The following is an 11,991-nucleotide window of genomic DNA, read 5'->3' on the forward strand; positions in this document are numbered from 1 at the left end:
TTATGCGTCCAACTTTGTTGAGTAGGGGGAGGTTTCCAGTTCTTTCGCTACGTGCTTAATGTAGAATGCGCCCATTAACAACGCAGTTAATGGACTTAGCCAGATACTGAGTATTCCTAAAGTGATCAGCGACAGAACCGAGAGCATGAGAATTATCAGCATAATCATTAAACCGCTTAAAAAATTCTTGACCATAAATTTAATTGAAGTGATGGTGGCCTGAATTGGCCCCATGTTTTTATCTACAACCAGAAAAGTGTTGATAAAAAGCAATATCGACATAATAAAAACGTAGAAAACACTTAAAAAAGAATAGAATACTAATTGAGAATCTGAAATATAGTAGGCTTCGTCGAGGCCAAGAATTAGCCCAAATACAAACATAGGAAAGCTCATAATAAAGTTCTGAACAATTATCGCGAGATATACGTTCTTCCAGTGCTCTTTTATATTGAAGCCATCCTTCCATGTAACTTCATCTTTGTTCAGCTTTTTTAAAACCACAACGGCTGTTGCGGTGCTACCAATCGAAGTAAATGCAGGAACAACGATAAAGTTACCCACAATGATAAATACGAGAACTAAGAAAATCATCGCTATATTGCCTTGGTTGTACTCGATAAGTCCTTCTACCATTTCAAGAAATAGGCTTAATATCACTGTGAAGAACAGTGCGATCGACCAAGGGAAAATGATCGCTCGTTTGCATCCTTTTAGGTTTATTCGGGCGAGTTTAAAAACGCCAAACTGAGTTTCATCATCCTTGTCTGTAGCGTTATCTTGCATGTCACTTACCTTAATTTTTAGCCGCAGCTTTTTTGCGAAGCTTAGCGCTTACTTCATGATTTAAAGTTAGTTAAAAATTAATCAAGAAACAAACGCGGCCGGTTCAAGAGGGTGTAGTTAAATTGTAATCGTTTCCATTTAATTAAGCTGTCGAGTAAATAATCCATTGGTTTAGCTGCTGTTGGTCACATTTAAATGTTAATTTATAAGTGTTTCATCACGTAAATTTTGTTTGTAAACGTTTACTTTATTGGCTCGTAAAATGGACAGGGATAATAAAATGGACCTACGAAAAATTCGCTATACGGCCATCGAGTCAAGATTGGCACTTAACTTCTTTATAATGTTTCTTATCGATTGCCTCGTTGGTGTCTACTTACCTCTAATATTGAAAGGGCGTGGTTTTAGTAGTGTCGAAATTGGTCAGTTGCGAGCATATGGATATGCCATGGTAGCGTTTGCACCTTTCTTATACGCTTTATTAACCGAGAAAATTGGCAATAGAAAACGAGCGCTGCAAATCGGCTCTTTCTTGTCAGGTATTACCGTGATCGGACTACTACTTGATTTGAACTATATGTTTTTCGGTTTATTGATCGTCATACAAGCCTTCTTCCAGCAGGGTACGGCTGCCCAGTTAGATGCTCACTCAATTAATACAATGGAAGATCAAAAGCGTTATGGTGCCGTGCGAATTTGGGGCTCAATTGGCTTCGTGGTCACAGTCATTACTGGTGGGTTCATCAGTGAACATTGGGGGCTTCATGCGCTTATTTACTACATGATCGTAGTGCAAGCGGGGCTAATGTTGTCGGTGATGTTTTTGCCCAAAGATAATGTTAAGAACGTTCAGAAACAGCAGAGTGTTGGTCGCGTTGGTAAATTCAGATTCACACCAAACTTCGTTATTCTTCTATTAGTCGTATTCTTCATCTTTGCTTCGCAAGGTGTTTACAACAACTTCTTCATGATTTACGTGAAATCGATGGGATTCAGTGAAACGACCGGTGGCATTATCATGAGCATTGGAACCGTTTCTGAAATGGTGATGTTGCTTGGTTCGATTTTCTTGCTATCTCGTTTCAAGATATCTCACCTGCTGGCTGTTTCATGCTTCTTTACAGTTGTTCGCTGGTTAATGCAAGGTTGGGGTGGCGACAGCCTTACGATTCTGGCTCTTAGCCAAATTGGTCATGCCTTTACTTTTGCTCTGCTCCATGCATCAGTGATTAACTTTATTCAAAAATCATTTTCCGAAGAACATGTTGGCCGTGCAACCGGTCTTTATGCCTCATTCGGCCTTGGAGCTGGCAATATCGTTGGTTCGCTTATATCAGGTTATTTTTGGGATGCGCTTGGGCCACAACTCGCCTACACCGCTTGTGCATTTATGGCACTTGTTGGGGCATTCTTAGCGCTAGCAGTAACAACTAAAAAACAACAAGGAAATCCAGCTTATGCCTAAGTTAGACGTACTAAATAATCAAACTTTCATGGGAAGGGCGTTGGAAATAGAAGGGCAACATGTATGGGGAGCCTCCCCTGTTGAGGGGCCAGATGGAAAAATTCATGTGTTTTTCAGCGCTTGGGGGGAAGATGAGCCTCATGCAGCGTGGGTCATTTCTTGTAAGATCTATCATGCAGTGGCAGACAGCATAGACTTGCCTTTTGAAGTCATCGGATGCGCATTAGAAGGGCGTGGTGGTGATGCTTGGGACAGTTGGTCTATTCACAATCCTAGTGTGACTTATATTAATGGTAAATATTATATGGTTTATATGGGCTCCAGCGGTAGCGCACTGCCTTATGATCAGAAAACATTATCCCAGCACATTATTGATATGCAAGGGAGAGGAGAGTTTAAAGTCCCTGATGAAGTAGCAACAGAAGAAACGAGTTTCAATAATGAAATCTGGCGTTGTTATGAGCACTTGGTTGAGAGTAAACGTGTAGGTATTGCAGTAGCAGACTCGTTAGATGGCGAATGGAAAAGACTAACGGGGCCAGAAGCGCCGACTTTAGACGTCGGTAATAAAGACGAATGGGATTCTGTTGTCACCAGCAACCCTGCACTGGTTAAAGGTTTGGATGATAAGATTTATCTATATTACAAATCTTGGGATTTTTCTAGCTGGCATCAATGCCATGGTAATCGTAAATATGGTGTCGCTGTAGCTGACAGCCCAGAAGGCAAATTCATTAAGCATCCAGAAAACCCGATTTTAGATTTTGAACACCTTGGTAAGAATGCGCAACTTGAAGATGCCTGTGTATTTACTTATCAGGGCTCTTATCATCTCATCGCTCGTGATATGGGTACTGAAAACCATACTCGCGGTGTCTATATGTGCTCTGACGATGGAATTAAGTGGAGTGAGCCAGAGACGGCATATCTCGAGATGGCCAATTATTCAGATGAACCTCTACCCGGTTTGGATAGAGAAGGCCGATTTGAAAGACCACAGATCTTGATGCAAGACGGAAAACCGACCGCGATGTTTTGCGCTGTCATTGGCGGCAAGTATCGAACGTCAACCAGTTCTATCTTCAAATTAAATTTATAGGGAAATAAAATGGCGGAAATTACTATTCCACAGTCCATCGCAGATTCTGTTGATGACTTTCGGGGAAAGGGTGATCAATTCTTGTCTGTCGAAAGGCTAAATGAATTCAAGCAGCTGCGATTCGGTATGTTTATTCATTGGGGTATGTCGACCTACGATGGCAAAGAGCTTTCTTCCTGTGAGCCAATTGACACTTACCAACCGACTGCATTAGACGTAGATCAATGGATTCGTATTGCTGCTGATACTGGTATGAAGTATGCGGTGCTTACGGTTAAACATGTATCTGGTCATGCGTTGTGGCCATCCGATTATGGGGAGTACAGCGTTAAATTCAGCGCTGATAAAACAGATGTGGTGGCAGAATTTGTTAAGGCATGCAAAAAATACGATGTTAAACCGTGTTTTTACTATTGCGCTTGGGATAACACCAATTTATTTGGCATGAAGCCGACGCCAGATTGGGCTACATATTCCAAAGGCTTAATCCACACAAACGACGAATACCGAGAGTTTATGTGGAATCAGATTCGTGAACTTCTGACCCGATATGGTCCGATAGAAATGTTGTGGGTGGATATTCCACATGTGCTACCAATCGATAAGAAGAAAGAGCTCTATGCGATGGTGAAAGATATTGATCCGAATGTTCTGTTTGCTTTCAACCATTCTTGTCAAGATGGGACTGAGATAGACGCAACGACTTTCTTCCCAACGGATATCATGACGATGGAGCGCACGCTACCGAACCATGCAGCAGGGCATGCTAAGAAGTCATATTACGATTGGAAGCATGTAGATAGTGGAACCTACTACATTCCTGGTGAGTATAACGACACGATAGGACGGGAGTGGTTTTATCAAGAAGACGATCAGCCGCGTGATGACTTAGATTTGTTGGCTATTGTTTTAGGCTCGACCTCTCGTGGTGTGAATTGCTTACTTAATGTACCACCAAACAAAGAAGGGATAATGCCAGAAAAGTGGATAAAGTCGCTTCAAACCTTAAGAGAAAATTTGCAGAAAGTCGGCTTTTTTGAAAAATAGAAATTGTTCTTTTCCGACAATATGCAAGATGGTTCGCAATATGCAATTAAACCATTTAGGTGGAAGTGTATATATCATTGATTTTTGAAGAATTTGTTGGTGAGAAATTTTGGCATGTTATCTGCTATATGTATACTGACCCTTATTAAGCCGAGGGTCACCTAGCCAACTGACGTTATTAGTGAACCTATTTTTATTCACATATATATACCCAGTGCTCAATTCGCACTGGGTCTTTTTTTATCCTTGTGCTGACTGATACTCCGGCAATTTCTTTTTTGACAAGCCTCTGTTAATCAATTGTACAACCGCTAGGTAGAAAAACAGAGTGATGACAGACTCTAAAAGATAACCATTAATGATTAATGCTGGCCTGAAAGAGATCAAAATAATATCTACAACCGCACCTGGAACATAAGCAATTGCGTAATCGTCTAAGATAGATGTTTTACTATCTGGATCAGCAATTCTTAGCAGCAATATGCCCATTGCAACTGTACCTGTCATCCAACCCCAAGAGAAAATACCTTTTTCAAACCAGTTATCACCTAGCATTCGTGGTGCCACATAGAAAAATAAAAACAAACACCAAAGTAGGCCAAATACCATCAATAAAATGAATGGAAGTGCGTAGTTAATTAGAATAAATACTTTAATGGACGCAATGCCAAAGACAATTAAATAGTCTGTTGCTGTGCTAGCCGCGTGGTTGTATATCTTCATCTCAAAGTGTTGAGATATGCGTGTTTTGTCGAGAATGATTCGAGTGACACTGCCAATTAGAAATGCACAAGCAAAAATAGGCACGGAGATAAATTCATGGAAGTCAGGAAGAAAACTACTCAGGTACTTCGCTGCTACAGTGACAACAAGCAATATTGAAAGATGTAGTGTGATAACGTCTAGTGAAGATGAAGCCACCGTTTCTTTTCCAATGATATTTCTGTCACTTCCAGTTAGAAGACCTTTCTTGTGACTTTCTTCCATTTGCTCAAACGGGGTGACACCTTTAATCAAACCTTTACTAACACCGTATTTAATGATGCTTAAACCACCAATAATTGCAGCAAATACCCCGAATGTCGCAGAAGTCAAAGCAATGGTTTTTGCATCGTCCCAACCAAGGCCAGCAAAAGCATTCCCCATTGCTGTTGCAGTACCGTGACCTCCCATAAAACCAGCGGGCATTGTTAAACCGAATGCAGGGGTCAAGGTTGGCCACAGCAGCGCGAATACAAGCGGGCCTAGAAGAATCGCGACCAACCATTGAGTTACGGTGACTGTTTGATTATATGCCCATAACTTTCCAGAGCGTTTCATTAAAACTTTTGCGCTTGGAAATTGGGTTGCTAAGCCGATAGCTCCAAAGATGAGTGCGATTAAGAATCCACCGTATTCATTGTAACGTTCGGAAAAAGGTAATATATCAACACCACTAGGCCCAAGAAATAGCCCGAAGAAACCAGCAAGTAGTGCTACTGGCAGAAACATTTTTTGAATAGCGACGGAACGAACACGAACTGCCTTACAAAGTATGATTAAAAAACTTACAATGCCAAAGTCAATGGCAATATCCCAAATATTCATTTTACTCCCTTAAGTATTTTCACTCTTGTTGAAACTTCCATAGCACGAGTGGTTGACTCTGTATTTACAGCGATTGCTATCGTTCAACGTCCACGGTTCACACACCGTAATTAGCCGAACAGCATATCATGCCGAATACTCTTCATAAATTTAATTAATGGTTTAAGTGTCTAGAATGGAATATAAACGTAAGAACTGGCTAAGTTATTGAGATAAGGCTCCACTCCATTGCTATCAATTTTCAACGTAGAGTGGCTATGTATGCAAATCGCTGCCTAGTATTGAAGCCTTATCTGCCTTGCTGAAACAAGTATCTTGAGGTGGTTAGGGTTATACATGCCTATTGATATATTCAGGTTCGCACTGATAACCCGCCTTGCCAATTTAATATCTTACGGCTCAGGCTTATCCATATAGGACAAACCAATAGAGACAGTGCAATGACGCAAATTGCTAACTGATAACCAAAATCATTAATTATTTTTGCTTTTACACCTATAGCGGCTAGAACAAAACTGAATTCCCCGACTTGAGATAACATGACACCTGCATACAAGCTGTCTTTCCATTCGTATCTCGCTATTTTTAAGACCACGGCGTTGATGAAGGTATTGGTTAATAATGTTGCTAGTGTAAACAATGCAGCCTGTTGCCAGTGTTCAACAAGAAAACTCAAGTTAAGCAAAAGGCCGATAGAAATAAAAAACAGTGCAACAAACAGTACTTTAAACGGTTCTAATCGGTAATGAGCCCATTGGGTTTCTTTGGTTGCGCCGATCAGCATACCAGCGATAAACGCGCCTAACGCCGTTGAGAGATCAAACCATGCTGTTACATAAGCTAAACCGAAACAGATGCTGAGTGCGGCAAACAATTGAAGCTCTTTATCTTCCTTGAGCCACCTTGAAAAGGGTAGGTGGAACTGGCGACGAGTGACGACAAAAGCGAATATAGAAGCAGCCAAGATGCCTCCAATACCTTGTTTCAATAGATGAGCACCACTTATATGGGAAGCTCCCATTAAACTTAAAATAATTAACATCGGGATCACGACGAGATCCTGAGCAAGCAAAATAGATAGAACGCCTTGGCCAACATTCGTCGATAGTATCCCTCCATCTTGGAGCAACTTTATAATGACGGTGGTGCTACTTAAGCTAATGACGAAGCCGATAAGGACAATTCTTGAAGTAGGCCAGTCTGCATTAATGGAAAGTAGCCAAACACATAGAAGGCTCAAACTTATTTGAACGATGGTACCAAAAATAGCGAGTTTCCAATTAGAAACGAGTTTATTGGCATCAGTTTCCATACCCACAAAAAACAGCAGTAACACCACCCCAACAGAACCTAACCGGCTTATGAGGTCAACATCGGTGACTAGCTTTAATCCCCATGGCCCAATTAGAATACCAGCAATGAGATAGGCGATGACATTGGGTTGACGAAACAACTTGAGGATCATGCCTGTAAGTAGAACAAGTAACAAAGCCGTTACTGCTTCTGGCATGGTTGGATCCATATTCATAGCATGACTCCGTTTAAGGTCAATCATTGCAATTAGAGTGCCTGAATCGCTTTGTCTTATTTCAGGCGTATGCAAACTCTAAGCTGAAATTAGGTCAACAAGGTTAAACAGGTAAATGGAGTGTTGAGGAGTGGAACTGCGGTTATAGTGCCGATCGGTACAATTTCAGATTTTAAGAGAACGTGTTGTAATTAATCGGCACTGTGACTTTTAAGCGAAAGCCTCGACAAAAATATGCTGGCTGTTTTGGTGAAACTTCAGAGTTCTCTCACTATCGCTATATAGATTCACGCTCGAGAAGCCTGCTTCTATTAACATGTCAACGACTTGCTCTGCTGATACTGGTCGCCATGGAAACTCAAATGGTTTTTCTTCCCCAGATTCTAGTTCATGATAAAAGCCATAAATCCTTTGCTGTTGATTGACATCTGTGGGTGTGCAGCGGCTGTATCGGACATATTTTTTCCCAGAGTACACACATCTTCGTACTGATCCATTTCGAAAGTTGTTTGTTCCTTCCAAGTTAAGATGAGCGGGATTAAGGAGGTCCATTAGCAATATGCCATCAGGTTTTAAATGCCGATGAATGTTTTTTAGAGTTGAGCTCTGCACAGCTTCATCTGCGAGGCAGAGGAAGCCATTGAAAGCAATGATAGATAAATCGAATTTAAAATCAATCTCAAAGTTTTGTGCATTTGAGTGGGTAATTTGTATTGTATGAGTCAGGTTTTCGCTTCGACATTTCTGCCTGAGCAAGCCCAACATTTCAGTCGAGTAATCAACCCCGAATACTTTCATTCCTTCGCTGGCTAAAGAGATAGCTACTCTGCCTGTTCCGCAGCAAACTTCAAGAACGCTTTTCGAACCACGTTTATGTGCGTAGTTGATAAAGCTTTGAGTATCATTTGCTAATAGAGGGTACTCTTCAAAACAAGTGAGGTTTTCTTGCCAAACAGGGTTTTTAACGTCTGGGTAATCGCTGTCATAATATTGGATCGATGGATCTTCAATAGTCATATGTCGTCCTAGGTAAGTAGACCCTAATAAATAGGCATTAGGTCTTGGGCAATAAAATCTATATGAGGAGCAGTTCGTCCCATTCCTATGCCGATATGAGTGCCATATACGCCTTCATTGGCCACTGAATTAATACCCCAATCTATTGTTCCGATATTTTGGTTGCACCCAAACGCAAGTTCAGTAATTTGATTGCCAATCTCAAAGTCGAAATGACTTAACAATTGGCTTTCTTGTCCATCAATGACCAGTGACACTATTTGGTTATTTTCTATGACTAGATGCTTCGATTTTGCAGTATTGACTGTACTAATGAGCTCGGTAATTGACTCTTTGTGAGTGTTTCTTAGCTGCTCGTTAACAGTTGCAGTGACAACACCATCAAATGCAAAAATACCATTGACAGTGTATCCAGTATTTTCTTCTTTGAAATTAACAAAAGAAGCTTCAAACAATTCAGGAACAGAATAGAGAAATCCAGAATGGAGCTCTTTCTCGTAGTTGGCTACATCAATCTCATTGTGGAAATCCACAGTGAAACGGCTCTTGGAGGTGTTTACTTTGAGGTGATCGTTACAACGTACGAACTCATAGGCGTCATCTCTAGTTTCGAGAATTTGTGCGATGTCAGCCAGAAGTATTTTATCTAGCGTATAACTCGCATTTTTAATGCTAGGTAGAAACTTCGCGATGGATAAAAGACAAATAATACTGTTTGTGTTGTCCCATAGTTGATTGATTCTCTCTTGATATTCAAACGACGTCACAACGAGAAATATCGTCTGTTGAGATAGAAAATCATAGTCATCAAAGTGAATAACTTTAAAGCCTAAATCGTTAAAAATGTTGGAATAATTTGAGTCATCAACCACAATGGAAATTTCCCTATCACGAAATAGGGCAAAAAACTCAATAACTGATAGGGAATTATTCATAGCTTAGTTCCTTAGTCGTTTACCAAAACGCATTGCCAGTGAACTTTCTTGTATCGGCATTGACTTTTTTCAGCTTTTTCTTTGTTTGTTGTTGCATTTTTTTCTTCCTTATTTGAAGGGGTTATACGCAAACACGGTAAGTGTTTGTCGTTGGAATATTTTCAACAATTTTTTAACCAAGTAAACAACCTGTTGCATAAAACAAAGTTATCAAATTTGAAATATATCTTTAACAAGTGTGTGTTGAAGATAACTTTACTTTTCGGTAAGGGTGAACTCTAGAAGGCGAGAAAAGTTGTGACTTTCTATTGCGCATATGAGCTGTTGGTTAATTAGTGAATTTACGAATAACGGATTGGTACTGAGGTTGAGCTTTAAATTTTCAAATATGCTTTTATTTTATGTCCAAACCAGCATTCTAAACTATACGAACGTAGATAAACTGGGGTTTTTTGATATGATTGGCGGCAACTTCAATTGAACGTGAGAGAAACATGTATCTGAATGATATCGAGGGCATCATTGCTGATATAGCAGCGGGCAAAATGGTCATACTGGTTGATGACGAAGATCGCGAAAATGAAGGGGATATTCTGATAGCAGCAGAGAAAATTACCCCAGAACTCGTCAACTTTATGGCAATGAATGGTCGAGGGTTAATTTGCCTTACTATCACAGAGCAAAGAGCTCAACAGCTGAATTTGTCTCCGATGGTCAGAAATAACACGGAAGCTTTTGGAACTAACTTTACGGTTTCTATCGAAGCTGCGGAAGGTGTGACGACTGGTATTTCGGCAAGTGATCGGGCAACAACAGTACAAGCCGCGATTGATAGTTCAGCGACTCCTGCAAGCATTGTTTCCCCTGGACATATTTTTCCAATTGTAGCTAAAGAAGGGGGCGTTTTAGTTCGCGCAGGGCATACCGAAGCAGGGTGTGATTTAGCTCGTCTCGCTGGTTTGGAACCGTCATGTGTTATTGTTGAAGTCCTTAACGAAGATGGCACAATGGCACGTCGTCCTCAGTTAGAAGAGTTTGCTAAAAAGCATGATATTAAACTCGGAACTATTGCTGATTTGATTAAATACCGCTTGGCGACTGAGGGTATTGTCGAAAAAATTGATTCTAGAGAGTTTGAAACTGAATACGGTACGTTCGATCTACACATCTATAAAGATATCGTTGATCAGCAATTACACTACGCACTGTGCAAAGGTGACTTAGAAAATAGTGAAGAAGCGCTTGTACGAGTTCACAACATTAAATTGCCAGAAGATATTTTATTCGCTAAGAGTGAAGGGTGCTCAATTAAGCAAGCCTTAGAGCATATTGCAAAGTCGGATCTTCCAGGTGTTATGCTTTGCATCGGTAAAACAGATAGCCTAGCTCTACCAAATCAAGACGCGGTTAAGGTGAAAAATGCCCGTACGCAAGAGATTGGAATCGGCTCACAAATTTTACGTGAGCTAGGCGTTGAGAAAATGAAGCTTATTTCTTCTACTGCTGCTCCTTATCATTCTCTGTCAGGTTTTGGGTTGGAAATTACTGAATATCAGGTCGTTAACTGATTTAGTTCAAAAGCCTCTAATACAATCGGCCGCACAATACGGCCGATTCCTTCTTTTTTACTCTAGTCCCCAATTTCGAAGAATCTCTTTATACTCTGCTGTGGTACGAAACTCATTCAGTGCCTGACGAATTTGTTGTAATTTATCCTTTGGAAACTGTTTGTTTGCTGCCAAGTAATAGTGATGCACTGGCTCATTTAAACTAAGATTCCATTTTCTTTCCAAGACAATCGTTGGGTCATCACCTGCTTTTTTTGCCACGTAGTAGGCAACAGCATCTGCTATAGGCCATAACTCGACTCTTTGTTGCTTAAGCAGTTCATATTGCTTATATCTTGTTTCCATCCCAGATAGTCTTGTAAAGTCACTAATATCAATACCCTGCTCAATAAAATAGTGCTCTCTTGAATCATTGATCTCTGTGGTTACTTTGTACTTTTCAATATCAGAAAGCTGATTTAAAACAATGGACTGGTTAGATTTTAAACCGAAAATGGATTGTTGAGCGGGAACCAGCTTCCCAATCCAAATATATTTATCTTCTCTACTGGCTCGTCTGGATATTGAGTAAATTAACCCATTAGCGTCTCGTTGGGTGCTTACCATCGTTCGGCTCCAAGGCAAGGAGCGTATTTTGTAGCTGATATTGGCCTTGTCTAATACAGCTCTAATGATTTGAGTTGAAACACCGACGATACGCTCCTGCTTTGTGTAGTTGTAGGGTGGAAACTCTTCTGTATAAACATTAATTGTGGTTGCGCAAACAACAGGCGAGAGCAGCAAACACAATAATGTAAGTATTACCCTCATGACTATTCCTTGTCATTGATAGTTTCATTAATAGTAGTCGAAAAGAATACGTTGAGAAGAAATAGTTGCTTGATGCGCTATACCAACGTCTTCACTAACGACTTCTTTACTCTCGGTGAGTTTAAAGATAACTTTGCGCATTCAGATGT

At 40.4% G+C, this 11,991-nt stretch carries 10 protein-coding genes; 4 read left to right on the plus strand and 6 right to left on the minus strand.

All coding sequences use genetic code 11. The features are described from left to right. Positions 1-786, minus strand: coding sequence for a hypothetical protein (locus tag ACM2FC_RS08955; protein ID WP_498480564.1), 786 nt, complete (start codon positions 784-786; stop codon positions 1-3). A 280-nt stretch (positions 787-1,066) separates the two neighbouring features. On the opposite strand from ACM2FC_RS08955, the gene ACM2FC_RS08960 reads away from it, so the two are divergent. From ACM2FC_RS08960 to ACM2FC_RS08970, 3 genes are read left to right on the plus strand one after another with little or no spacing between them, the layout of a single operon-like run. Then, positions 1,067-2,251 carry an MFS transporter gene (locus tag ACM2FC_RS08960; protein WP_498480565.1) on the plus strand — a complete coding sequence of 395 codons (1,185 nt, stop codon included), beginning with the start codon at positions 1,067-1,069 and terminating at the stop codon, positions 2,249-2,251. Beyond that, positions 2,244-3,350 carry a glycoside hydrolase family protein gene (locus ACM2FC_RS08965; protein ID WP_498480566.1) on the plus strand — a complete coding sequence of 369 codons (1,107 nt, stop codon included), beginning with the start codon at positions 2,244-2,246 and terminating at the stop codon, positions 3,348-3,350. The genes ACM2FC_RS08960 and ACM2FC_RS08965 overlap by 8 nt, the downstream gene beginning before the upstream one ends. Positions 3,351-3,359: 9 nt before the next feature. Next, the gene (locus tag ACM2FC_RS08970) at positions 3,360-4,397 is read left to right on the plus strand and encodes an alpha-L-fucosidase (protein ID WP_498480567.1); all 1,038 of its coding nucleotides are present in this window, start codon (positions 3,360-3,362) and stop codon (positions 4,395-4,397) included. 240 nt (positions 4,398-4,637) lie between these two features. On the opposite strand, the gene ACM2FC_RS08975 is transcribed toward ACM2FC_RS08970, so the two are convergent. From ACM2FC_RS08975 to ACM2FC_RS08990, 4 genes are all read right to left on the minus strand, one after another. Continuing rightward, positions 4,638-5,984: a sodium/glutamate symporter gene (locus tag ACM2FC_RS08975; protein ID WP_498480568.1), complete on the minus strand. Its 1,347-nt coding sequence runs from the start codon at positions 5,982-5,984 to the stop codon at positions 4,638-4,640. A 352-nt stretch (positions 5,985-6,336) separates the two neighbouring features. Beyond that, on the minus strand, positions 6,337-7,512 hold the full coding sequence (locus ACM2FC_RS08980) for a cation:proton antiporter (RefSeq protein WP_498480569.1): 1,176 nt from the start codon (positions 7,510-7,512) through the stop codon (positions 6,337-6,339). A gap of 210 nt (positions 7,513-7,722) precedes the next feature. Continuing rightward, on the minus strand, positions 7,723-8,529 hold the full coding sequence (locus ACM2FC_RS08985) for a class I SAM-dependent methyltransferase (RefSeq protein ID WP_498480570.1): 807 nt from the start codon (positions 8,527-8,529) through the stop codon (positions 7,723-7,725). A gap of 23 nt (positions 8,530-8,552) precedes the next feature. Then, positions 8,553-9,464 carry a CgnE/CgnB domain-containing protein gene (locus tag ACM2FC_RS08990; protein WP_498480571.1) on the minus strand — a complete coding sequence of 304 codons (912 nt, stop codon included), beginning with the start codon at positions 9,462-9,464 and terminating at the stop codon, positions 8,553-8,555. 494 nt (positions 9,465-9,958) lie between these two features. Between ACM2FC_RS08990 and ribB the strand changes: the two genes are divergently transcribed. Next, positions 9,959-11,032 carry a 3,4-dihydroxy-2-butanone-4-phosphate synthase gene (gene ribB / locus ACM2FC_RS08995; RefSeq protein WP_498480572.1) on the plus strand — a complete coding sequence of 358 codons (1,074 nt, stop codon included), beginning with the start codon at positions 9,959-9,961 and terminating at the stop codon, positions 11,030-11,032. A gap of 57 nt (positions 11,033-11,089) precedes the next feature. Here the strand turns inward: ribB and ACM2FC_RS09000 are convergent, their stop codons facing one another. Further along, entirely contained in the window at positions 11,090-11,842 is a 753-nt protein-coding gene (locus tag ACM2FC_RS09000) for a substrate-binding periplasmic protein (RefSeq protein WP_498480573.1), read from the minus strand. Positions 11,843-11,991 lie beyond the last annotated feature (149 nt).

The sequence above is a fragment of the Vibrio sp. A37 genome, assembly GCF_059777565.1.